At 54.7% G+C, this 24,515-nt stretch carries 18 protein-coding genes; 6 read left to right on the top strand and 12 right to left on the bottom strand.

All coding sequences use genetic code 11. The features are described 5' to 3' along the window. Positions 1-53 precede the first annotated feature (53 nt). On the bottom strand, positions 54-428 hold the full coding sequence (locus tag DDA898_RS09695) for an inner membrane protein YbjM (protein ID WP_013317670.1): 375 nt from the start codon (positions 426-428) through the stop codon (positions 54-56). Positions 429-773: 345 nt separating this feature from the next. Between DDA898_RS09695 and DDA898_RS09690 the strand changes: the two genes are divergently transcribed. Both DDA898_RS09690 and deoR read left to right on the top strand, forming a co-directional pair. After that, a complete protein-coding gene (locus tag DDA898_RS09690) occupies positions 774-2,462 on the top strand; it encodes an aspartate:alanine antiporter (RefSeq protein ID WP_013317669.1) in 1,689 nt (562 codons plus the stop codon). Positions 2,463-2,940: 478 nt separating this feature from the next. Continuing rightward, positions 2,941-3,711 carry a DNA-binding transcriptional repressor DeoR gene (gene deoR / locus DDA898_RS09685; protein WP_038901059.1) on the top strand — a complete coding sequence of 257 codons (771 nt, stop codon included), beginning with the start codon at positions 2,941-2,943 and terminating at the stop codon, positions 3,709-3,711. Positions 3,712-3,776: 65 nt separating this feature from the next. Here the strand turns inward: deoR and DDA898_RS09680 are convergent, their stop codons facing one another. Next, positions 3,777-4,922 carry a serine hydrolase gene (locus tag DDA898_RS09680; protein ID WP_236616732.1) on the bottom strand — a complete coding sequence of 382 codons (1,146 nt, stop codon included), beginning with the start codon at positions 4,920-4,922 and terminating at the stop codon, positions 3,777-3,779. Positions 4,923-5,508: 586 nt separating this feature from the next. Between DDA898_RS09680 and DDA898_RS09675 the strand changes: the two genes are divergently transcribed. Further along, complete coding sequence (locus tag DDA898_RS09675) at positions 5,509-6,327, top strand: alpha/beta fold hydrolase (protein WP_013317665.1); 819 nt, start codon at positions 5,509-5,511, stop codon at positions 6,325-6,327. A 76-nt stretch (positions 6,328-6,403) separates the two neighbouring features. Here the strand turns inward: DDA898_RS09675 and DDA898_RS09670 are convergent, their stop codons facing one another. The 3 genes from DDA898_RS09670 to DDA898_RS09660 form a co-directional block, all read right to left on the bottom strand. Then, positions 6,404-7,066: a methionine ABC transporter permease gene (locus tag DDA898_RS09670; protein WP_013317664.1), complete on the bottom strand. Its 663-nt coding sequence runs from the start codon at positions 7,064-7,066 to the stop codon at positions 6,404-6,406. Then, positions 7,059-8,075: a methionine ABC transporter ATP-binding protein gene (locus DDA898_RS09665; protein ID WP_013317663.1), complete on the bottom strand. Its 1,017-nt coding sequence runs from the start codon at positions 8,073-8,075 to the stop codon at positions 7,059-7,061. Before DDA898_RS09665 ends, DDA898_RS09670 begins: the two co-directional genes overlap by 8 nt. A gap of 147 nt (positions 8,076-8,222) precedes the next feature. After that, positions 8,223-9,068, bottom strand: coding sequence for a MetQ/NlpA family ABC transporter substrate-binding protein (locus DDA898_RS09660; protein WP_038911095.1), 846 nt, complete (start codon positions 9,066-9,068; stop codon positions 8,223-8,225). Between the two features lie 327 nt (positions 9,069-9,395). Here DDA898_RS09660 and DDA898_RS09655 point away from each other — a divergent pair, with 327 nt between their 5' ends. Beyond that, positions 9,396-10,013 carry a glutathione S-transferase family protein gene (locus DDA898_RS09655; RefSeq protein WP_038911093.1) on the top strand — a complete coding sequence of 206 codons (618 nt, stop codon included), beginning with the start codon at positions 9,396-9,398 and terminating at the stop codon, positions 10,011-10,013. Between the two features lie 47 nt (positions 10,014-10,060). On the opposite strand, the gene DDA898_RS09650 is transcribed toward DDA898_RS09655, so the two are convergent. Beyond that, entirely contained in the window at positions 10,061-11,185 is a 1,125-nt protein-coding gene (locus DDA898_RS09650; protein ID WP_038911092.1) for a PQQ-dependent sugar dehydrogenase, read from the bottom strand. Positions 11,186-11,453: 268 nt separating this feature from the next. Here DDA898_RS09650 and rimO point away from each other — a divergent pair, with 268 nt between their 5' ends. Then, the gene (gene rimO / locus DDA898_RS09645) at positions 11,454-12,857 is read left to right on the top strand and encodes a 30S ribosomal protein S12 methylthiotransferase RimO (RefSeq protein WP_201765891.1); all 1,404 of its coding nucleotides are present in this window, start codon (positions 11,454-11,456) and stop codon (positions 12,855-12,857) included. A gap of 173 nt (positions 12,858-13,030) precedes the next feature. Continuing rightward, positions 13,031-13,786 (top strand): outer membrane permeability protein SanA, encoded by a 756-nt coding sequence (gene sanA / locus DDA898_RS09640; protein WP_013317658.1) that lies wholly within the window; start codon positions 13,031-13,033, stop codon positions 13,784-13,786. Here sanA and yeiB read toward each other — a convergent pair whose 3' ends face one another. The 6 genes from yeiB to DDA898_RS09610 all read right to left on the bottom strand — a co-directional run bounded on the left by yeiB (position 13,787) and on the right by DDA898_RS09610 (position 24,262). After that, positions 13,787-14,971: a DUF418 domain-containing protein YeiB gene (gene yeiB, locus DDA898_RS09635; RefSeq protein ID WP_038911091.1), complete on the bottom strand. Its 1,185-nt coding sequence runs from the start codon at positions 14,969-14,971 to the stop codon at positions 13,787-13,789. It abuts the gene before it with no gap. A 112-nt stretch (positions 14,972-15,083) separates the two neighbouring features. Next, entirely contained in the window at positions 15,084-15,752 is a 669-nt protein-coding gene (gene folE, locus DDA898_RS09630) for a GTP cyclohydrolase I FolE (protein WP_013317656.1), read from the bottom strand. 188 nt (positions 15,753-15,940) lie between these two features. Then, positions 15,941-17,626: a methyl-accepting chemotaxis protein gene (locus DDA898_RS09625; RefSeq protein WP_038911090.1), complete on the bottom strand. Its 1,686-nt coding sequence runs from the start codon at positions 17,624-17,626 to the stop codon at positions 15,941-15,943. A gap of 366 nt (positions 17,627-17,992) precedes the next feature. Beyond that, positions 17,993-19,654 carry a methyl-accepting chemotaxis protein gene (locus DDA898_RS09620; protein WP_038901053.1) on the bottom strand — a complete coding sequence of 554 codons (1,662 nt, stop codon included), beginning with the start codon at positions 19,652-19,654 and terminating at the stop codon, positions 17,993-17,995. Positions 19,655-20,426: 772 nt separating this feature from the next. Next, the gene (locus tag DDA898_RS09615; RefSeq protein ID WP_038911089.1) at positions 20,427-22,088 is read right to left on the bottom strand and encodes a methyl-accepting chemotaxis protein; all 1,662 of its coding nucleotides are present in this window, start codon (positions 22,086-22,088) and stop codon (positions 20,427-20,429) included. Between the two features lie 500 nt (positions 22,089-22,588). Further along, complete coding sequence (locus tag DDA898_RS09610) at positions 22,589-24,262, bottom strand: methyl-accepting chemotaxis protein (RefSeq protein ID WP_038911087.1); 1,674 nt, start codon at positions 24,260-24,262, stop codon at positions 22,589-22,591. Between the last annotated feature and the right edge of the window lie 253 nt (positions 24,263-24,515).

Below are 24,515 nucleotides of genomic sequence, written 5' to 3'. Positions count from 1 at the left end.
ATAGGGTGCAGGGTAACGACTCGCTGGCAAAAACATCGCTGACAGAAACATTTCTAGCGCAAATAGTACCGGCTGACCGCTCGCAAGAACAGAAAAGCCAGCCCGCCCATCAGACACCAGAATACCGCGCTGCTGACATAGGCCAGTTCCTGCCAGAACGACAGGCTGGAAAACTGCCACAGTTGCAGCACCAGTAGGCAGAGCGGCATCGCCGCCAGCGCCCCCATTAAGGGATAATGCAACCGTCGGTTGCGCGACAGGTAGCTCGATACCATTCCCGGCAGCAAAAACAGCAGCATGCCGGGGTCGCCCCGGAAACCGTCTTCCAGCGATGTGCCGACGATACGCATCTTCTGACTTAGAAACACCAGCGTAAACAAGACAAAACAGCTAACCACACCCAACCAACCTCTGTTGTTGCCTGTCATGTGAGCCTCCCCGAAATAGACTGAAGCCGCGCATGACGAGCGACGATCGTCGCCCACATCAATCATGGCGCGGCAGGTATCCCTGATGGGACGAAAAGCCAGCGATGAGATGATTTATCAGCATCATCAGCTGGTTGTCCGCTGGAGAAATCACTAAAATGGCGTTGCCATACCAGACGATGCCGCCGTTCTTTCAGGGCATTGCCGGATAATGAGTAACGGGGCCGATCCTTTCTTATCATCATGTTGTCGTCCAGACATGGCCGGAACCCCTATAATGGGGTAAATTTAGTCTAAATTATTTTTTATATCAATAATTTACCAGTAAACAACAAGTTACATTTCATGAATATAAACGTCGCTGATTTGTTAAACGGGAATTACATTCTGCTGTTGTTCGTGGTTCTCTGTTTAGGTCTTTGTCTGGGAAAATTGCGGCTCGGTTCGGTTCAACTCGGCAATTCCATTGGTGTTCTGGTGGTATCGCTGTTGCTCGGGCAGCAGCATTTCGCCATCAATACCGACGCGCTTAACCTCGGTTTTATGCTGTTTATTTTCTGCGTCGGCGTGGAAGCCGGCCCCAACTTCTTCTCGATTTTTTTCCGCGACGGCAAGAATTATCTGATGCTGGCGCTGGTCATGGTCAGCAGCGCATTGTTGACAGCCCTGGTGCTGGGCAAGGTATTCGGCTGGGGCATCGGCCTGACCGCCGGTATGTTGGCGGGCGCCATGACCTCAACGCCGGTGCTGGTAGGCGCCGGGGATACGCTGCGCAACACCATCAGCATCGGACCACAGTTGTCGATGACGCAGGAGCAACTGAGTCTGGGCTACGCGCTGACCTACCTGATCGGTCTGGTCAGCCTGATTTTCGGCGCCCGCTATCTGCCCAAACTGCAGCATCAGGATCTGCCGACCAGTGCCCAACAGATTGCCCGCGAACGCGGGCTGGACGCCGACAGTCAGCGTAAGATTTACCTGCCGATCATTCGCGCCTATCGGGTCGGCCCGGAGCTGGTGGCATGGGCTGACGGCAAAAATCTGCGCGAACTGGGTATTTATCGTCAGACCGGCTGCTACATTGAGCGCATCCGTCGCAACGGCATTCTGGCGACGCCGGATGGCGACGCCGTGCTGCAACTGGGAGATGAAATCGCGCTGGTGGGATATCCAGACGCTCACGCCCGCCTCAACCCCAATTTCCGCGATGGCAAGGAAGTGTTTGAGCGCGACCTGCTGGATATGCGGATCGTGACCGAGGAAATCGTGGTGAAAAACCACAACGCCGTAGGCAAACGTCTGAGCCAATTGAAACTGACCGACCATGGCTGTTTCCTCAACCGCATCGTCCGCAGCCAGATTGAAATGCCGATCGACGACGGCGTGGTGCTGAATAAAGGGGACGTTTTACAGGTCAGCGGCGACGCTCGCCGGGTGAAAAGCATCGCCGACCGCATCGGTTTTATCTCCATTCACAGCCAGGTCACCGACCTGCTGGCTTTCTGCGCCTTTTTCATCATCGGCATTATGGTGGGGCTGATCACCTTCCAGTTCCGCAATTTTTCCTTCGGTATCGGCAACGCGGCGGGTTTGCTGTTTTCCGGCATCATGCTCGGGTTTCTGCGCGCCAACCACCCGACCTTCGGTTACATCCCGCAGGGGGCGCTGAATATGGTGAAAGAGTTCGGCCTGATGGTCTTTATGGCCGGCGTCGGGCTAAGCGCCGGCAGCACCATCAACCACAGCTTCGGCGACGTAGGCATCCAGATGGTGCTGTCGGGGCTGATCGTCAGCCTGCTGCCGGTGGTTGTCTGTTTTTTGTTCGGTGCTTATGTACTGCGCATGAACCGGGCGCTACTGTTCGGCGCGATTATGGGGGCACGCACCTGCGCCCCGGCGATGGAGATTATCAGCGATACCGCCCGCAGCAATATCCCCGCGCTGGGATACGCTGGGACCTATGCCATCGCCAACGTATTGCTGACGCTGGCCGGGTCGCTGATTGTGATTATCTGGCCGCAACTACCCGGCTGAGTCACTTTGTAAATCAACGTCAATTTTTTTTCGAAAAGCACAGAACTTTTTTCCAAAGGTAAAGTCTGAATTAGTGCCACTGCTTTTCTTTGATATCCCTGAATTGAGGAGCCCGTCGTTCACGCCGGTTAGGTTCAAGAACGACGGGCATTTTCTTTTTTATAATTCAGCTCTTATTTTTCTGTCGGCGTCACGCGAGTTACCCATTGGTTTGTTTACGTTAATTAGCCGATCTAATAAGGCCCGGTGCGTTATAACATTTTCATGATGGATTTGCGCCCCACCTTTCATGAAGGTTATATTAATGTCCCATCTGCTGAGCAGTCAGCGCACATTGCCTGCGGTTAACCATCCCCGGTGCATTTCACTTTCATTCCTATCACGTATTCCGATTCAGGCATTTGCCATGAAGGATGGCGTAGTGCATGGTGAATATTCTGCATCGGAGCTAGTCTGACCGGCATTATCGAGGAAAAACATGGAAACGCGTCGCGCAGCACGGCTCAACAAACTGGCTCAGGCTTTAAAAAAGGCCGACAAACTGCATCTGAAAGATGCGGCGCTACTGCTTGGCGTCTCCGAGATGACAGTCCGACGCGATCTGAACGCCCAGCCGGAGGCATCGGTGGTACTGCTGGGCGGCTACGTGGTGTGTGATCTGAAAGCCAACGGCGCCACCAGCTATTTTGTCTCCGACCAGCAGGCAAAACACGTGGTGGAAAAAAGCATCGTGGGCGAACTGGCCGCCGCCAGCATCGAACCGAACGATACCCTGTTCTTTGACTGCGGCACCACCATCCCTTTCATAATCGCCGCCATTCCGGATGACCTGCCGTTTACCGGCATCTGCTATTCGCTCAATACCTTTCTGGCGTTACAGGGCAAACCGAACGGCCGGATAATCCTGTGCGGTGGGGAGTTCCATCCTGACAACGCCATTTTTACTCCGCTGGGACGTCAGCATGAACTGGATCAGATCTGCCCGACCAAGGCGTTCATCTCGGCGGGAGGAATCGACCCGGAGGCAGGCGCTACCTGTTTTAATTTCGCCGAGCTGGCGATGAAACACCGCGCCATGGCCTTATCCCAGCGCGTGATCCTGGTAGCGGACGGCAGCAAGTTCGGCAAACGCAAGCCCGCACGCATCGGCGCGCTAACCTTATTTGATACGGTAATCACCAACCGCACACCGGACGCCGACTGCATACACTATCTCAAATCCAACAACATCCGGCTGCTGACGCCCTGACGCTGGCACCCTGTCCATTGCGACAGATGGCCCGACCGGGCCATCGGCTCACGGCGTCAGGAAGACTAACCGAATATTCCGCCAAACCAGCCGGACAACGTCATCAGCACCCGATCCCACAGACGGCTGAAGAAACCGGCTTCCGGTATGTCTTCCATCACCACCAACGGCCGCTGGCCGATACTGTTGCCATCCAGTTGGAAATCAATGGTGCCAACCACCTGCCCTTTCTTCAACGGCGCTTTCAACTGCGGCTGCGCCAGCGTGAAGCTAGCCTTCAGGTTTTTCATTTGCCCTTTCGGCGCGGTCAGCGCAGCGTCCTGCGCGACGCTCAGTCTGACCTGTTTTTCAGTGCCGAACCACACTCGCTGAGTGGTGAATGGCGCATCGCTGCGCACCGGCGTCACGGTTTCAAAGAAGCGGAACCCCCAGGTCAACAGCTTTTCACTTTCCCGGAAGCGTACCGCGTCCGACGGCGCGCCCAGCACGACCGAAATCAGCCGCATGTCGCTATCAACGGCGGACGCCACCAGACTGTGGCCCGCGCCGCCGGTATAGCCGGTTTTCACGCCATCTACGCGCAAATTGCCGCTCCACAGCAGGCGGTTACGGTTGGGCTGGCGGATATTATTGAACGTAAATTCTTTTTCGCTGTGCAAGGCGTATTCGCCCGGCACATAGCGGATCAACGCCTGAGTCAGGCGCGCCATATCGCGTGCGGTGCTGTACTGCCCCGGCGTATCCAGGCCGTGCACAGTGAGAAAATGGGTATTCGCCAGTCCGAGAGTAGCGGCGTACTGGTTCATCAGGCTGACGAACGCATCCTGGCTGCCGGCGACATAGTCCGCCAGTGCAATGCTGGCGTCATTGCCGGACTGGATCACCATGCCTTTATTAAGTTCGGACACCGGAATCTGGTCACCTGGCTTGAGAAACATCAGCGACGAGCCGCGCAGCGCCGGATTACCGGTCGCCCAGGCGTCTTTCCCAACGGTTACTTTATCTTCCGGCGTAATCTTTCCCACCTTGATGGCCTGACCAATCACATAGCTGGACATGATTTTAGTCAGGCTGGCGGGATCCAGTCTGGCATCGGCATTTGACTCCGCCAGCACCCGGCCACTGGCGTAATCGATCAGAATAAAGGCTTTGGCCTCAATTTGCGGAGGCGGTGGCGTCTGCTCAGCCCGAAGTCCCGGCGAAACCGTCATCAGCGCCGTGGCGGCCGCCACGACTACGCGTCCCCAGGAAATGCGAGGTGTCACTATCTTCATGCGCACTGTCCATAAATTGTTAAAAGTGAAGAGGATCAATCAGTTTACCCAGCCCAGTCTGTACTAAGGTAGCCCGGCATACCTGAGAATAAAATCGTTCACTCTGTAAAGTTCGTCAAAGAAAATAAAAAAATCAGCAGAATCTGTCTGAATACACAGTCAGATTCACTATCAACAGGCAACAAACACCCTCGTTTACACCGCCATAGCGTGGACACACCCACACATCTGTCGAAATCATTAAAATTTTTTATTAAAAATTCTTCATATACCGCTTAGTTCAACATTTTTAATTCATTATTTCTTTTTAGAAAGCTTAATAGTGCGAATAAATTAAGTGGCATTTATCTCATCCCAAATAATGTGATAAATTAACGATGTCAATATATTAACAACAAAGATAGAAACGGTATTCCTTCGGTCTTTTTCAGAGGGAGAATTATTAATTCGGTTAAATCTCACTACTAAAAACGCTCTAACGATAGCGCCATGCCTTGGCCGGGCAAACAAAAGGGAATTTATCATGTCCATAGAAAAATGCATTGTCACATATGACTCATGGAAAATATATGTTGAAAAGCATATTTCCGATCCTGCACATGAAACCATTATTATGGTTAACGGAGCACTATCGACAACGGCAGCATTCAAAAACACCGTCAAAAACCTGTCCAGCAGGTTTAATATAATTCTTTTTGATTTGCCGTTTATTGGCGAATCATTGCCTCACAACACGCTGGATAGAGTCATAACCAAAAACGATGAAGTCAATATCCTGCTTCATCTCATCGATACGCTTGAACCGGACCATATCCTGTCGATTTCCTGGGGCGGGCTCTCTTCAATGCTCGCCTTGTCAAACAAGCCCAAACGGATCAAGAAAGCCGTGATCGCGTCGTTTTCAGCACATCTTAACGATAAAATGCGGGATTATATCCAACGCGCCAGGCATTATATCCACTCGAAGGAATTCGAACATGCGGCAGAGTTGCTCAATAATGAAGTAGGTAAATTCCTGCCGCCATTATTGAAGCACATTAATCTGAAGCATATCTCCTCCATGAGCGAATTTGCGTTTCAGCAGGTCAATTTCCATATAGATCAGGTTCTCACCCTTAAGGAAGAGCAGTATATCGAGATATTCAAAGATATTAATGCTGAGATACTTTTTTTGAATGGCGAAAATGACGAATACACTACCGCCGACGATATCAAAAAAATGGAAAAGTATATCAGGCTCTGTGAATTCAGCACGATTCCTGAAGCGGGTCACTTCCTTGACCTCGAAAACCGGAAGGCCGCTAAACAGGTAGCGGAAAGAATAATAACGTTTTTCGCATAACTAAATGCTTATTCGCCAGGCCCCTGAATAAAGATCAGCGGCCTGGCTTTCGCATGGATTATCAAAAAATATTTAATTATCGACGACGTTCGCGCTTGTCAGCGCGTTTTGCCAGCCAGTCACCCAACGTTTGTACAATCTGTACCAGAATAACCAGCGCTATCACGGTAATCACCATCACCTGGGTTTCGTAACGGTAATAGCCGAAACGAATCGCCAGATCGCCCACGCCGCCGCCGCCGACAATCCCGGCCATCGCCGAGTACCCAATCAGGCTGACCAGCGTAATGGTCAATCCTCGCAGCAGGCCGGCGCGCGCTTCCGGCAGCAGTACCGTACCGATGATGCGCAGTGGGCTGGCGCCAAACGCCTCCGCCGCTTCCACAATCCCCGGATCCACGTCACGCAGGGCGCTGTCGACCAGACGCGCATAGAACGCTATTGCGGCCACCGACATCGGCACAGCCGCCGCTACCGGGCCGATGGTGTTCCCCAGCAGGAACTGGGTCAACGGCAGCAACAATACCAGCAAAATGACGAACGGAATCGAGCGGATGATATTCACCAGCACGGTGCCAAACAGATAGAAGAAACGGTTTTCCCAGAACAGATGACGGTCGGTCACATAGATTAGAAACCCAAGCGGTAAACCACCCAGCACAGCGAACAGCGTCGAAATGCCTACCATCTGGAAGGTTTCGTTGAAAGCATTGAACAGATCGGTCAGCAACTCAGCCATGCAGCACCTCCACCTGAGCCGTGCGTTGTTGAATGTGTTTCACCGCATCCGCCACCACCCGCTTGTCGCTGGGATGGGTGAGCAATGCGACCAGAACGCCTAACGCCCGATGGCCGATATACTCGATTTTGCCGTGCAGGATATTGACCGATACGCCATAGCGGGTCGCCACATCCGACAGCACCGGCTGTTCGGCCGACTCGCCGATGAACAGGATTTTCAGCAACGTGCCGCGCAGTTCCTGCTTCAGGCGCGCCGGCAGCTCCAGGTTAAGGGTGTGCGACACCAGTTGTCGGGTAAAGGCATGTTGCGGCGTGGCGAAAATATCGAACACCTCACCCTCTTCCACCACGCGACCGCCGGTCATCACCGCTACCCGATCGCAAATCGTTTTTATCACGCTCATTTCGTGGGAAATCAACACAATGGTGATGCCCAGTTTCTGATTAATCTGTTTCAGCAAATCCAGAATCGCCGCCGATGTTTCCAGATCCAGCGCCGATGTCGGTTCATCACACAGCAGCACCTCCGGGTGATTAGCGATGGCGCGGGCGATGCCCACACGTTGTTTCTGACCGCCGCTCAACTGTGACGGATAAGCGTCGGCTTTATCCGCCAGCCCCACCAGCGCCAAAATTTCCGGGACCCGCTGATTAATCACCGGCGTTGGTTTACCGGCGGCACGCAGACTGAACGCCACGTTCTGCGCCACGGTACGCGTCTGCATCAAATTGAAGTGCTGAAAAATCATGCCAATTTTCTGACGTTCGGCACGCAGCGCCTGACCGCTCAGGTCACTGACCCGCACGCCGTTGACCCGCACCTGGCCCGAAACCGGGCGTTGCAATAGATTAATAGTGCGCAGCAGCGTACTTTTCCCCGCCCCGCTGGCGCCGACAATCCCGTAGACCTCTCCCTGACGAATGTGCAGGCTGACGTCATCGACCGCCCGCGCGCCCGCGCCTTTTCCCTGAGGAAATTCTACGCAGATATTTTCTAACTGAATCATTATCCGCATGACTCCTGATAACCAATGGAAGAAAAACAGAAAGCCGGTCGAAGACCGGCTCATACTGATACCACGCGATCCTGGTTCTGAATCGGCGTACTGCCGATGGCTTTCAGGCCGCCAACCACCATCGGCTTTTGATCGTTATTATTGGGCCGGCGTCGGCGTTTGCGCCCTCATCCAGTCAGGACGCTGGAACTGGCTGAACATCGTGGCCGGATCGTTAATCACCGCGGCATACGCCGGGGATTCCACCACCGCTTTAATCTCTTTCACGAACGGCTTGTCCAGATCGTCGGTACGAACCGCAATCACGTTTTTCAGATTTTCATCCAACGTTTCCAGCTTCAACGCGGACGAGAGTTTCAACCCGGCGGCAATGGCGAAGTTGCCGTTCACCAGCGACGCGGTCACGCTATCCAGCGTACGCGGCAATTGCGCGGCCTCCAGCGGCTTGAACACCAGTTCGCGCGGGTTGTCCTGAATATCTTTTTCCGACGCTTTGGTCGGATCGATATTCGGTTTGATGGTGATCAACCCCAGCGATTGCAGAAAACGCAGGCCGCGCGCCAGATTAGTCGGGTCGTTGGACAGGGTGATCACATCCCCTTTCTTCAATTGATCCAGCGAGGTGATTTTACGGGAGTAGAACCCCATACTGGCAGTCGGCACCGTGATCAGGCGGGTGAGTTTCAGCCCTTTGTCGGCGGAGAATTTATCCAGATACAGCGTATGCTGGAACAGGTTGGCGTCGATGCTACCGTTAGACAACGCCAGATTGGGCTGCACATAGTCGCTGAATTCGCGTACCACCACGTTGTAGCCTTTTTTGGTCAGCTCCGGCTTGATCGCCTGATTAACCATATCCCCGTACGGCCCTGGCGCTACGCCAAATACGATAGTATGCGGGTCGCTCTGTGCTAACGCCTGCGAAGTTCCAGAAGCCAAAAGCGCCACCGCCAGCACGGCGCGAATCGAACGAGTTAATGTCATAGGTTGGGTGAATATCATAGATATAGTTATCCCGTCTGCTAATAAATAGCGGTTATTATTGGAAATATCAGCCTGATTGGTAAATAGAAAAAAGCTATATCAATATTTCCTGTCTGTCTGTTATACCAAATGACGGATAAATCGCCATCGCAGAAGCGGTTACATCCAACCGCGGCGGTGGGTATAGTGATAAACAGCGTTATTTAAAGCACTGACATTATTTAAGACACTGACATTATTTAAAACACTGACATTGGCATGAGCGCCAGACGGCACGATAAACCGCCGGCTTCATTGCATAAAAAACCATCAGGAAGGAGTGATGTGATGCTGATAATCTGGGGTCGTGAAAACTCGACTAATGTGAAGAAAGCGCGCTGGTGTGCGGCAGAACTCGGGCTGGCGTATGAACTGGTGCCGGCGGGTGGGCAATTCGGCCGCAACCGCGACGCGGACTATCTGTCCATGAACCCCAACGGGCTGGTGCCCTGCCTGCAGGATGACGAGCTGGTATTGTGGGAGTCGCACGCCATCGTGCGTTATCTGGCCGCGCAATATGGTCAGGGCCGCTTCTACCACGCCGACCCGAAGATACAGGCCGGCATCGACAAATGGCTGGACTGGGCCGCAGGGCTCACCGAACCTTATAAACAGGTGTTTATCAACCTGGTGCGCACCGTGCCGGAAAAACGCAACATGCAGGATGTCGAGACCGGTATCGCCGGCTGCGAAAAGCTGTTTGCTATCGCCGATGCGGTACTGGCAAACCAACGCTGGCTTTCCGGCGATGAATTTGGCATTGGCGACATTCCGTTAGGATGCATCGCTTACAGCTGGTTCAACCTGCCGATTAGCCGCCAGCCTCGCCCGCATCTGGAACGCTGGTATCAGCAATTGACCGAACGGGATGCCTTCCGCCAGACCGTGATGTTGCCGCTGACCTGATCTTACGTGGAGCGCCCGGCGCAGGCGCTCCGTCACACCGGATATCGTCACTCCGCCAGCCCAACTTTCAGCAACTTGCCGTTATCCTGATCGGTCAGCACATAGAGATAGCCATCCGGCCCGACCCGCACATCACGGATGCGCTCGCCCCGATCGGCCAGCAAACGCTCTTCCGACACGACCCGATCCCCTTCCAGGGACAGCCGGATCAGGCTGGTGCCCGCCAGCGCGCCGATGAATAACGAATGACGCCAGGCCGGGAAACGGCCGCTGTTGTAAAACGCCATCCCGCTGATGGCCGGCGAAACTTTCCAGTAGTAAACCGGGTTGGCGGTACCGGCTACTTCCGTTCCCTGAAATTCCGGAATATTTTGCCCTGAATAATCGATACCGTACGTCGCCAACGGCCAGCCGTAATTTTCGCCCGGCCGGGGAATATTGACTTCATCGCCGCCTCGCGGTCCGTGTTCGCTTTCCCAGATATCGCCGGACCACGGATTCAGCGCCAGCCCTTGTGGATTACGTAACCCGTAGGACCAAATCTCCGGCCTGGCGCCCGAGTGGTTAACGAATGGGTTATCAACCGGCGCTTCACCCTCTGGGGTGAGGCGCACCAGTTTGCCCTGCAGGCTGCCCAGATCCTGAGCCAGCATACGCTGCTGATTTTCACCCAGCGCGATAAACAGATGCCCTTGCCTGTCAAACGCCATTCGTCCGCCGAAATGGGCGCCGGTCGAACGCTTCGGCAGTTGCCGGAAAATCACGGTGAAGTTGTTCAGCCGCCGCAGATCATCCGACAACACGCCAAATCCTGCCGCCGTTCCCGCCAGCCCGTCCGGGCCCGATTCGGCATAACTCAGGTACACGCGGCGATCCTGGCGGAAATTCGGCGACAGCACCACATCCAGCAACCCGCCCTGCGAACGGGCAAACACCACCGGAACGCCGTCGAGCGGCGCCGACAATCCTTTCCCGGCCTGCCAGTGCCGCAACTGACCGGAACGTTCCGTCAGCAACAAGCCCTGATCGTCCGGCAAAAACGCCAGTGACCACGGGTGATCAAGGTTATCCTGCAACACCGTGACTGTCGGTGCGGCAAACAAACTCATGGAAAACAGCCAGCCTGCCGCCAGTAGCGGCAAGGTAAGAAAATGAACGCGGGGAAAAAACATGCAGGTTCTCCCTGTTATTGGTCGTGGCGATAAAACCACCACATGTAAAACGACAAAGAATAACGACACAGAATGTAAAACTAATAGCATGTTGAACCAAACCGTCAGGTAAAATTTACTCAAATTTGCATCTTGTTCCACCAAACCGTGCCAGCCGTCGGCTGTCGGTTCTCGCTGATTATTTTATAATCATGCGGGACTGTTTCCTGACGATGATTCAGGTATAATCCGCCGCATTTTTCCGCCCCAACCCGATGTATGAGACGCTATGACTGTTAACACCTTCGATCCATCCCAGACCACCACGCTGTCGGCACCGCAAAAAGCCCTGAGCGATCAATCCAGTGGCGCCGGCAAAGACCTGTCCCGCAAGATTGGCTTTGTCAGCCTCGGTTGCCCGAAAAACCTGGTGGATTCGGAGCGCATCCTGACCGAACTGCGTACCGAAGGGTATCAGGTGGTGCCAAGCTACAATGACGCCGATCTGGTGATCGTCAATACCTGCGGTTTCATCGACAGCGCGGTGCAGGAATCGCTGGAAGCGATCGGCGAAGCGCTCAACGAAAACGGCAAGGTGATCGTGACCGGCTGTCTGGGCGCGAAAGATAATCAGATCCGTGAAGTGCACCCCAACGTACTGGAGATCACCGGCCCGCACAGCTACGAGCAGGTGCTCAATCATGTGCATCACTATGTTCCCAAACCGGAACATGACCCGTTCACCAGCCTGATCCCGGCGCAGGGCGTGAAATTGACGCCGCGCCACTACGCCTATCTGAAAATTTCGGAAGGCTGCGATCACCATTGCACTTTCTGTATCATTCCGTCGATGCGCGGCGATTTGGACAGCCGTCCGATCGGCTCGGTGCTGGATGAAGCCAAACGGCTGGCGGATGCGGGCGTGAAGGAACTGCTGGTCATCTCTCAGGACACTTCCGCCTACGGTGCAGACGTCAAAAACCGCACCGGGTTCTGGAACGGTCAGCCGGTGAAAACCAGCATGGTCAGCCTGTGTGAACAACTGTCGACGCTGGGGCTGTGGGTGCGCCTGCACTATGTTTATCCCTATCCGCACGTGGACGACGTCATTCCGCTGATGGCGGCCGGCAAGGTGCTGCCGTATCTGGATATTCCGCTGCAACATGCCAGCCCGAAAATCCTCAAGCTGATGAAACGCCCCGGCGCGGTGGAACGGACGCTGGAACGCATCAAACGCTGGCGCGAGATTTGCCCGGAACTGACGTTGCGTTCTACGTTTATTGTCGGTTTCCCCGGCGAAACCGAAGAAGATTTCCAGATGCTGCTGGATTTCCTGCAGGAAGCGCAGTTGGATCGCGTAGGCTGCTTCCGTTACAGCCCGGTAGAAGGCGCGGCGGCCAACGACCTGCCGGACCAGGTGCCGGAAGAGGTAAAAGAAGAGCGTTACCATCGCTTCATGCAGATACAACAACGGATTTCCAGCCAGCGACTGCAGGCAAAAGTGGGCCGCGAGCTGAAAGTGCTGATCGATGAAGTCGACGAAGAAGGCGCTATCGGCCGCAGCATGGCGGATGCGCCGGAAATCGACGGCGCGGTCTATCTGAACGGCGAAAACCGGGTCAACGTGGGCGATTTGGTTACCGTGAAAATCGAGCACGCCGACGAATACGACCTGTGGGGCAGCCTGGTCTGATTCCGTCCAAACCAGTCGGGTCGATAACCCGGCTGGTGTTTTCCCTTCCCCCGTTATTCTGACTAAAAAACCGGCAACGCTTACCGCTTCCAGACAGTTCGCCTTGCGTCGTTACGGCGCCTCAAGTAGCCTTGCCTCATGATTATCTACTCCATGCGGACGAAGGCAGCAGCATGTGGAAACGCCTGATATTCGGTCTTTTCACCGCCATTCTGGTGATGGCCTGCGGCGCTTTTCTGCTCGACCGCTGTATCAGCTGGCGCACCGCGCCCTACATTTACGAGGATGTGCAGGATCTGCCGCCGCGTCAGGTAGGAGTGGTGTTGGGCACCGCCAAATATTATCGCGCCGGCGTCATTAACCAGTATTATCTGTTCCGGATTCAGGGCGCGCTCAACGCTTACAACAGCGGCAAGGTCAGCTACCTGCTGCTGAGCGGCGACAATGCCCAACAAAGCTATAACGAACCCATGACCATGCGGCGCGATCTTATCGCCGCCGGGGTTCCGCCCACCAATATCGTGCTGGACTATGCCGGTTTCCGCACGCTGGACTCCATCGTGCGGACCCGAAAAGTGTTCGATACCAACGACTTCACCATTATCACCCAGCGATTCCATTGCGAACGCGCGCTATTTATCGCGCTGCACAAGGGCATTCAGGCGCAGTGTTTCGCGGTGCCGTCGCCCAAGGATATTTGGCAGGTGCGCCTGCGGGAGTTCGGCGCCCGATTGGGTACGCTGTTCGATCTCTACATCCTCAAACGCGAGCCCCGTTTTCTGGGGCCGCAGGTGCCGATTCCGTCCGAGTACAAGGTTTCGGATGACGAGCCCAGTTACCCGGCCGTACCGCCGGAATTCATGAACGACCAGGATTCGCGCGTGGAGCCGCCGTTGCGACAGAAACCGGCGCCGTCGACATCTCGCTAATCAGGGTTCGTGCGCGGATTGTGCCGAAATCGGCCCGGCAACCCGAGCCGTCAGCCAGCGCCATACCCCCTCTAGCGGCCCTTGCCGGAACGCGCCCAGCCAGATGCGCGCCGCCAGCAGATTGCATAGCCATACCGGCGGCACCACCAGCAATAGCTGCCAGCGATCCAACTGCATGAACCAGCCGAGGCGGTTGAACAGCGCGGTGCAAATCAGGGTCTGCAACAGATAGCTACTTAACGCCATACGCCCGACATCGACAACCCAGCGCGTCAACCGCCAGTTCGCCAGCGTCGGCCAGAAGCCGTAGCACAGCGCCAGATACGCAATCGCCTGTAGCGGCGCCCCCACCTCCCGCGGGATTTGCAGCAGTAAACCGCACCAGCGATATTCCCACTGCAGTTGCCACTGAGCCATAACGCCCAGTCCGTTAATCAGCAGCGCCGACGGCAGCAGCCAGAACGCAACGCGGCGATAATGCCGCTGGCTGAACTGCCCCCGCAACCAGCCGCTGCGCATTAGCGCCGCGCCCATCAGCATCGACCCGGCCAGCAACCAGCCATACTGGATACCCAGCGATAACAAGCTTTCGTTTAGCAGCGACAGACGATTGTGCCAGGCTTCCGGTCCGCCTTGCGTCAACCACCAGGCTTCATAGGTGACCTCGGCCGGCCCCGGCTGCCAGAAGTTGCCGCCGTCCGGGCTCAGCACCTGGCTCAACACCACCAGCATCGCCAACCCCATCAGGTACAACACCACGCCGGTACGCAGCAGCATGCGGGTGCTGTCGGCGTGCCGCAACAGGCCGTAGCACACCAGACCGATCAGGCCATAATCCAGCAAAATGTCGCCGTCCCACAGAAAGATACTGTGCAACAAGCCAAATACCATCAACCAGAACAGCCGGGCATGAATCCAGCGTTTGCCGCGCTTCAACAGCAATTGCAGCCCGCCGCCAAACAGCAGGGCAAACAAGGTGAGAAATTTTCCCTGTGCGACCATGTCCATCAGTGCCCACGCCCAGGCATCGGCAGCCGGAGGCGGCCCCTGCCACGCCGGGTTGAGATAGGCAGCGTGCGGCAAACCGAACGAGACAACGTTCATTAGCAAAATGCCGAGCATCGCCAGGCCGCGGGCAAAGTCCAGCATGGGAATACGGGATGAGGAATGGGGCGGTAACGACATGGCTTTCAGCAAATACAGGGAAGTATCAGCGAATTGTAGTGACTGGCGCGGCAAATGCCCATGATTTTATGGCGGCCGACGCCGACCGCTAAAAGACGACCAACAACACCGATCAGTTGTGGTGGTGGCGCACCGCGCGCAGGAATTCCTGCCGGGTATTCTGACTGGATTTGAACAGGCCGCCCAGTGACGTGGTCGTGGTGGCGCTGGTGGCGTCACGAATGCCGCGCGCCTTGACGCAATAGTGCACCGCGTCAATCGACACCGCCACATTGTTGGTGCCAAGCAACGTCTGCAACGCCACCAGAATCTGCTGGGTCAGACGCTCCTGCACCTGCGGTCGCTGAGAGAAGAACTGCACGATGCGGTTGATTTTGGACAACCCGATCACGCCCTCTTTCGGGATGTACGCCACTGTGGCTTTACCATCGATAGTTACAAAGTGGTGTTCACAGGTGCTGGTCAGGGTGATGTCGCGTACCGTCACCATTTCGTCCACTTTCATCTTGTTTTCGATAATGGTGATTTTCGGGAAATTGGCGTAATCCAGACCGGAAAAGATCTCTTCCACATACATTTTGGCGATGCGGTGGGGGGTTTCCGCCAGACTATCGTCTGCCAGATCGAGATTCAGCAGGTTCATGATTTCCGTCATGTGCTCCGCGATGAGGCGCTTACGGGTTTCACTTTCCAGCATTTTGCCGCGCAGTGGGGTTTCCAGGCCACGCGCCAACAGCGCCTCGTGAACCAGGGCCGCTTCTTTTGTTAATACAGCCGACATTTTTTTCTCCAGCAGGTGTCTCTCAGTCTGACGTTGCCCAGAGCCAACGCCGGCCACAACTCTAATTGAGTGTCTGACGATTATCCAGTGATTGTGCGTCATGGCTGATGAAAAGAGTTCAACTTGCCACCGTTAACACAACGCCCGCCGTATCCGTTGAGACGAACACGGCGGGCGATTGCACAGGATCAGAATTTTTCCCAGCTACCCTCGTCACTGGCTGTGCGGGCAGGCGGCAGCGCGCGAGCCATTCCACTCAGCGCCGGGCGCTTCAGTGCCATATTGCCCGCCGGGCGCGGGCGATTGGTGGCCGTCTGGTATTCAGAACCGAGGTGGAACACTTCCACCGCCTTCGTCAGTTGCTGCGCCTGCTCTTCCAGCGAGGCGATCGCCGCCATCGCCTGTTGCACCAACGTGGCATTCTGCTGGGTTACGCCGTCCATTTCGTTGACGGCCTGCCCAATTTGCGAAATCCCCCGGCTCTGTTCGTCCGATGCCGAAGCAATCTCGCCAATCAGGTCGCTAACATGCGATACGGCGGTGATAATCGTGCCCATCGCTTCACCCGCCTGTTTGACCTGTGATGAGCCAATGTCCACTCGGGATACCGACTCGGCGATCAACCCCTCGATCTCTTTGGCCGCCTGCGCGCTACGCTGCGCCAGACTGCGCACCTCTCCCGCCACCACCGCGAATCCCCGGCCCTGTTCGCCGGCCCGCGCCGCTTCCACTGCGGCATTCAGCGCCAGGATATTGGTCTGGAAGGCAATACCGTTAATTACCGAGGTAATATCGGCAATCTTGCGGGAGCTGGCGGTAATACTGTCCATGGTTTCCACCACGTTATCGGTAATTTTCCCGCCCTGTTTCGCCGCATCGGTGGCTTCATGAGCCAGTTTGGTCGCCTGATGTACGTTTTCAGCATTGTGTTGCACGGTGGAGCTAAGCTGTTCCATACTGGCGGCGGTTTCCTGCAGCGCCGACGCCTGCTGCTCGGTACGGCTGGATAAATCGTTATTGCCCTGCCTGATTTCGGTCGCCCCTTGATAAATCGCCTCGGCGGTACTGCTGATCAACGCCACAGTATCTTTTAGACTGTGCTGCAATTGCTTGATATCAGGAATAATACGCCCGGCACAGTTGCGGCCGAACTCGGCCAGATGTTGATCGAGTCGACCGGCGATCAGTTTTCCAAGGTGTGCTTTGATCACCGCGATCGGATTAACCAGATATTTGGTCAGGTAGCGTTCGCTGACCAGGAAAATCACCACGCTAATAACCAGCGCCAGAATCAATACATTTCGGGTCCAGCTATTATGAGAATTAACCGTATCAATATAATCCGAGTTGGTCACCACAGCGGCATATTTCTGCGCTACTTCGCCAAACGCCACACTGGCCGGCGGATAGACGGTGCGAAAAACACGCCGAAATTCATCCAGATTATTGCTTTGCAATGCCCGATACATAGGATCAATACCATTACTGATCAATGCTGACCAGGTGGTAATCATATTATCTACCAGCGCTTTATCCACACCTACCTGGTCGGCTGCTTTAAATTTCTCCAGCGCGCCTTTCGTGTTATTGATGGCTATCAGTGCCGAATCCAGTGTTTTTTTAGCATTCTCGGTATCGCTAAACTGCGAATAATCCATCACTCGCGCCATACGGGTGACCGAGCGGAAATACTGGTCATTGCCATAAACCAGATAAGTATAGGTACGCCCCTGCATCGAACTGTCGTGCAATAATGTGGTGACCTGCTTTAAAGAATAAAGGCTGAATCCGGATACTCCTCCCCATAACACCACGAAAAACCCCATAATAAATAACATCATCACTCTTATACTGATATCTCTTAGAAAAGACATAGTTAACTCCCGAACGTTATTTGACGTTTTTCCACGATTCGCTGATTAGCAGAGCATCCTTCACCCATTAATACGGCAGTGCATCAATATCAGAGCGCCATTCTTGCCAAAATATGTCGGTATGGCGGCATAGAGAAACCAGAAATAACACCGGCCAGCGTTTATAAGCTGGATAGTCACTGGCGGTACGTTATCTGATTATCAGCAAGTATAGGCAGGGTAAAAAAAATGAGATGACTCACCCAGTTATTCATCAAAAAACCGCGCCGACAACCTGCGTTAATCCCCATCTATCCAACGAAGCGATAATAAAAAATGCACCGGCAAGCCGGTGCATTCGGGATAATGCGAGATACGCGGAAAACCTCAGAACGTTTCCCAGTCGCCGTGGGATGAACTGGCCGGCAGAGACGCTTTCAGCGCCGGTCGTTTCAGCGCCGGCACGGCGGCGCGAGGAGCAATCAGCACGCTTTGCCTGTCGCCCAGATCAAACGCCGTCACCGCTGCCGCCAGACTCTGCGCCTGCTCTTCCAGCGACGCCGCCGCCGTGGTGGCTTCCTGCACCAGCGCCGCGTTCTGCTGCGTCACGCCGTCCATTTCCGTCACCGCCTGACCGATTTGCGCGATGCCCCGGCTCTGTTCCTCGGACGCCGCCGAAATCTCGCCCATCAGGTCATGCACCCGCGACACCGAGGAGATGATCACTTCCATCGCGCTACCGGCTTCCCGCACCAGTTCAGAGCCGGTACTCACCCGGCCGACCGATTCGCTGATCAGCGACTCAATCTCTTTGGCGGCCTGCGCGCTGCGCTGCGCCAGATTGCGCACTTCCCCGGCCACCACCGCGAAACCGCGACCCTGCTCGCCGGCCCGCGCCGCCTCCACCGCCGCGTTCAGCGCCAGGATATTGGTCTGGAAGGCGATGCCGTTAATCACGCTAGTAATATCGGCAATCTTGCGGGAACTGTCGGAAATACTCTGCATGGTGGATACCACGCTGTCGGTAATGTCGCCGCCCTGTCGGGCCATCCGCTGCGCTTCTTCCGAAATCTGCCGCGCCTGGCGCACGTTATCCGCGTTGTTTTTCACCGTCGAGGTCAGCTCTTCCATGCTGGCGGCGGTTTCCTGCAAGGCCGACGCCTGCTGGTCGGTACGGCGCGACAGTTCATCATTGCCCTGGCGGATTTCGCTGGTGCCGGTATGGATCACCGACGAGCTGGTATGAATGGTTTGTACGGTGTCGCTCAGACTGTGCTGCATCGCCCGGATATAGGGGATCAGCTGGCCGGCGCAGTTGCGGCCGAATTCATCCAGTTCCACGCCGAGTTTACCGCTGGTCAGCAATTCCAGATGGCGTTTAATCTGACCAATCGGTTTTACCAGATAGTTGACCAGATAACGGTCGCTCAGGAACAGCACGATAACGCCGATAATCAACGCGGCCAGCAGAACATTTTTATTGATGGTGATATGCGCCTTTAGCGCCACGATGGTATTGTCCGACTGGATGGCGTTGACGTATTTGTTCGCCACATCGCCAAACTCCACGCTCAGCGGCATATATTGTTGGCGGTAAAGCTGCTGAAAATCATCGTTCCGGCCTTCGTTAACCGCCGCCAGCATCGGCGCCATGCCGTTTTGCAGCAGCCGACCCCAGACATCAACCATCTGTTTCGCCAGCGCCTCGTCCACGCCAACATGCTCACTGCTTCTAAACTGCGCCAGCGCCTCTTCGCTATTTTTCAGTGCGGTGGTCGCCGAGGTCAGGGTTTTCTGCGCATTGTCGGTATCGCCGGACTGCCGGTAATCCACCACCCGCATCATCCGCGTTACCGCACGGAAATACTGATCGTTGCCTTTGACCAGATTCGAATAACTTTTCTTTTGATCTATCGTGTCATCCAGCAGGTTGTTCATGCTGCTGAAGGAGTTCAATGTATAAATAGAGGTGATACCCCAGATAACGGTAAACATTGCCAGAATCATCAGCATCATTCTTCTGACAGTAATATTTCTTAAAAAAGTCATAACAGGCTCCGGACAATTAATCATGCGTTAAGCACGTGTTTGATAGTAGCCACCTGCGTTTGGTTGACCCCGACGGTAGTCAGACGCCGTCCGCACCACTGCTATCCACTTCGCATCGTGACAAGAAAACCCCTGACTCAGCACACATTATCGGGAAAGTGTCAGTAATAACATTGATGTTTCTGGTACAAACGATTACTGAAAAAATCAAAACAACACGCCAGCGTTGACAACGATCTGTTTAGTCAGCCATGACCGATAATACCTTCAACGGTTTTCACGTTTCTAAAACTGTGCCTTTAAAACTATAAGACAAAAACAAAGAGAATCCGGTCCTAAACCAAACAAAACTATCCAGGATCACCCCCTTTCAATTCCGTTCCGGCATTTTAATCGCCCATTACCGAATTAAAGCAATAATCACCAACAGAAATTATTAGAACTTATACCGTTCTCCATCCCGTATCAAAGACCATCAGAACTCGGATACGCGTTAATCTGATGTGCGTTAAGACAAGCCGTGTATCGCCATTAAGGCAGTTGACGACAGGCGTTCGCTATTTAACGAATACGATGTTAAACAGCGCGATAACCGTTTCAATCGAGTATAGAAGCGATAGCGAATTATTAAAGTGCAGCAATGAACATAACGACAAATCGTCGTGATGGCCCGCGTCGGGCTGACAGAAGGGAATAGCGGTATAAAACGGAGTAAGCCGAAGGCACCGGTAACCCGATGCCTTCGGCGATAACGTGAGAGGTTAAAAACGCGTCAGAAGGTTTCCCAGTCGCTGTGAGACGAACTGGCCGGCAGCGACGCTTTCAGTACTGGTCGCTTCAGCGCCGGAGCGCTAGCACGCGGGGAGCGCAGCGCCGTCGGCGTATCGCCCAGGTCAAACGCCGCCACCGCCGCCGCCAGACTCTGCGCCTGATCGTCCAGCGACGCCGCCGCCGTCGAGGCTTCCTCCACCAGCGCCGCGTTCTGCTGCGTCACGCCGTCCATCTCCGTCACCGCCTGACCGATTTGCGCGATGCCCCGGCTCTGCTCATCAGATGCCGCCGAAATCTCGCCCATCAGGTCATGTACCCGTGATACCGAGGAGATAATCACTTCCATCGCGTTGCCCGCTTCCCGCACCAGTTCAGAGCCGGTACTCACCCGGCTGACCGATTCGCCAATCAGCGTCTCGATCTCTTTGGCGGCCTGCGCGCTGCGCTGTGCCAGATTGCGCACTTCCCCGGCCACCACCGCGAAACCGCGACCCTGTTCGCCGGCCCGCGCCGCCTCCACCGCCGCGTTCAGTGCCAGGATATTGGTCTGGAAGGCGATGCCGTTAATCACGCTGGTGATATCGGCAATCTTGCGCGAGCTGTCGGCAATCCCCTGCATGGTGGTCACCACGCTATCGGTAATGTCGCCGCCCTGACGCGCCATCTGCTGCGCCTCTTCCGAAATCTGCCGCGCCTGACGTACGTTATCGGCGTTGTTTTTCACCGTCGAGGTCAGCTCTTCCATGCTGGCGGCGGTTTCCTGCAAGGCCGCCGCCTGCTGGTCGGTACGGCGCGACAGTTCATCATTACCCTGGCGGATTTCGCTGGTGCCGGTGTAAATCACCGACGAGCTGGCATGGATAGTCTGCACCGTATTGCGCAGGCTGTGCTGCATCGCCCGGATGTAAGGGATCAGTTGGCCGGCGCAGTTGCGGCCGAATTCATCCAGCTCCACCCCGAGTTTGCCGCTGGTCAGCAATTCCAGATGGCGTTTAATCTGACCAATCGGTTTCACCAGATAGTTGACCAGATAACGGTCGCTCAGGAGCAGCACGATGACGCCGATAATCAGGGCAACCAGCAGCAGATCCTTGTTGATGGCAATATGTTTTTCCGCTGAGATAATGGCATCATCGGATTGAATAGCCGTCACGTACTTGTCCGCCACGCCACCGAATTCCACGCTCAGCGGCGGATACTGTTTGCGAAACAGTTGGCGGAAATCGTCCATCCGGCCGTCTTTAACCGCCGTCAGCATCGGCTCCACGCCACTTTGCAGCAGCCGACCCCAGACATCGGTCATCTGCTGCACCACATCTTTGTCTACACCGATATGCTCGCTGCTTTTAAACTGTGCCAGCGCTTCTTCGCTATTTTTCAGTGCGCTGGCGGCTGAGCTCAGGGTTTTCTGCGCATTGTCGGCATCGCCGGTCTGCAGGTAATCCACCGCACGCAACATCCGGGTTACCGCACGGAAATATTGATCGTTGCCTTTGACCAGCGTCGAGTAACTCTTCTTTTGTGCCATGTTGTCATTCAGCAAATCACTCATGCTGCTGAATGAGTTCAGAGTAAAAATGGATGCCATTCCCCAGATAACGGTAAACAGTGTCAGGATAATTAACAGCATTCTTCTGACAGTGATGTGTCTTAAGATATTCATAACAGGCTCCGGATAATTAGTCGCGCATTCAGCGCTTGCTTAGTCATAGCCACCTGCGGTTGGTATTCCCCAGTGTAAATAGTGCATCGATCACCACTGTGCACCTGCTGCGCCTTGTGACAAGAAAAACCCTGGCTCAATAAATTATTTTCAACAATGTAATAACAATATTTTTATTCCGGCATAGATAGCGGTTAAATAAACCGCATTCCTTTTTAGCGACCCGTTTCTCTTTCATAACCGGCAACACGTTCAATGTGTCTTCATCGTTAATACTACCGATTGAAAATTAAGTGAGCCTTAAAATAAAAAGGTAAAGCTGACCAGGATCACGTTATTTCATTTCAGCCTTGTTTATTTTTTAATTCCCTTAGTTATTGAGTCCCGGGTAATCATCCCAGCGGCAACCACCCGGATAAAAACCTGCCACCATCGCCATAAAACAGAATGCACCGGCAAGCCGGTGCATTCTGAGCTAACACAAGAGAACCAGAAGCCTGTCAGAACGTTTCCCAGTCCCCCTTAGCGGAAGCCGTGACCGGCCGCGCGCCCAGCGAAGAGGCCGATACAGGCCGTTTCAGCGCCGCAGCGCTAGCACGCGGGGAGTGCAGCGCCGTCGGCGTATCGCCCAGGTCAAACGCCGCCACCGCCACCGCCAGACTCTGCGCCTGATCTTCCAGTGACGCCGCCGCCGCCGAGGCTTCCTCCACCAGCGCCGCGTTCTGCTGCGTCACGCCGTCCATTTCCGTCACCGCCTGACCGATTTGCGCGATGCCCCGGCTTTGCTCATCAGACGCCGCCGAAATCTCGCCCATCAGCCCATGCACCCGTGACACCGAGGAGATAATCACTTCCATCGCGTTGCCCGCTTCCCGCACCAGTTCAGAACCGGTACTCACCCGGCTGACCGATTCGCCAATCAGCGTCTCGATCTCTTTGGCGGCCTGCGCGCTGCGCTGCGCCAGATTGCGCACTTCCCCGGCCACCACCGCGAAACCGCGACCCTGTTCGCCGGCCCGCGCCGCTTCCACCGCCGCGTTCAGCGCCAGGATATTGGTCTGGAAGGCGATGCCGTTAATCACACTGGTGATATCGGCAATCTTGCGTGAGCTGTCGGCAATCCCCTGCATGGTGGTCACCACGCTGTCGGTAATGTCGCCGCCCTGACGCGCCATCCGCTGCGCCTCTTCCGAAATCTGCCGCGCCTGACGCACGTTATCGGCGTTGTTTTTCACCGTCGAGGTCAGCTCTTCCATGCTGGCGGCGGTTTCCTGCAAGGCCGCCGCCTGCTGGTCGGTACGGCGCGACAGTTCATCATTACCCTGGCGGATTTCGCTGGTGCCGGTGTAAATCACCGACGAGCTGGCATGGATAGTCTGCACCGTATTGCGCAGGCTGTGCTGCATCGCCCGAATGTAAGGGATTAACTGGCCGGCACAGTTGCGGCCGAATTCATCCAGCTCCACCCCAAGTTTGCCGCTGGTCAGCAATTCCAGATGGCGTTTAATCTGACCAATCGGTTTCACCAGATAGTTGACCAGATAACGGTCGCTCAGGAGCAGCACGATGACGCCAATAATCAGGGCAGCCAGTAACACGTTTTTGCTAATCTCGATGTAGCGCCCGACATTCGTAATAGTACTGTCGGCCTGGATAGCAGCGGCGTATTTTTCCGTCAATTCGCCGAACTCCACGCTCATCGGCGGATATTGTTTCAGGAAAACTCGTTTAAATTCGTCTATTCGCCCGTCTTTCAGCGCGCTCATCATTGGCTCGACCGCATTGCCGAGAACCTGTTCCCATGAGGCAATCAGTTGCTGGACCTGTTCATCGCTGACGCCAACCTGCCGGCTATGCTTAAACTGCGTCAACGCCTCTTTGGTATTTTTCAGCGCGTCCGTCGCAGAGATCAACGTTTTCTGGGCATTATCCATCTCGCCTTGCTGTATAAACTCCGGAATGCGCGACATACGCGTTACCGCACGAGAATACTGATCGTTGCCGCGAACCAAAATGGAATAACTTTTTTTCTGGTCCTGATTGTCACTTAATAAACTATTGACATTACCAAGTGAATACAAGGTAAACGAAGATGCCATTCCCCACACGACCGAAAATAGCGCCAGAATAATTAACATCATTCGTCTGACGGTAATATCTTTTAAGAAATTCATAACAGGCTCCGAATCATTTTCTGCGTGCATGGCACGACTATTAATCATAGTCACCTGCGTTGGTTGTCACCTATGTAATCAGAGGTATTATTTACCGCTGCTTACTTATCTTCGCATCGTGACAAGAAAAACCCTGGTCAAACCGGTAAAGCTGTACTGAAAATCAGTCACGGCACTAATCTTTCCGGTATAAACTATTGCCAATTAAACAAATGGAATAGCACTTCAACTTACCGTTCTCGTTGCTCAGAAA

The sequence above is a fragment of the Dickeya dadantii NCPPB 898 genome (assembly GCF_000406145.1).
Lineage (GTDB): Bacteria > Pseudomonadota > Gammaproteobacteria > Enterobacterales > Enterobacteriaceae > Dickeya > Dickeya dadantii.
This window is presented reverse-complemented; position numbering and strand designations above follow the sequence as displayed.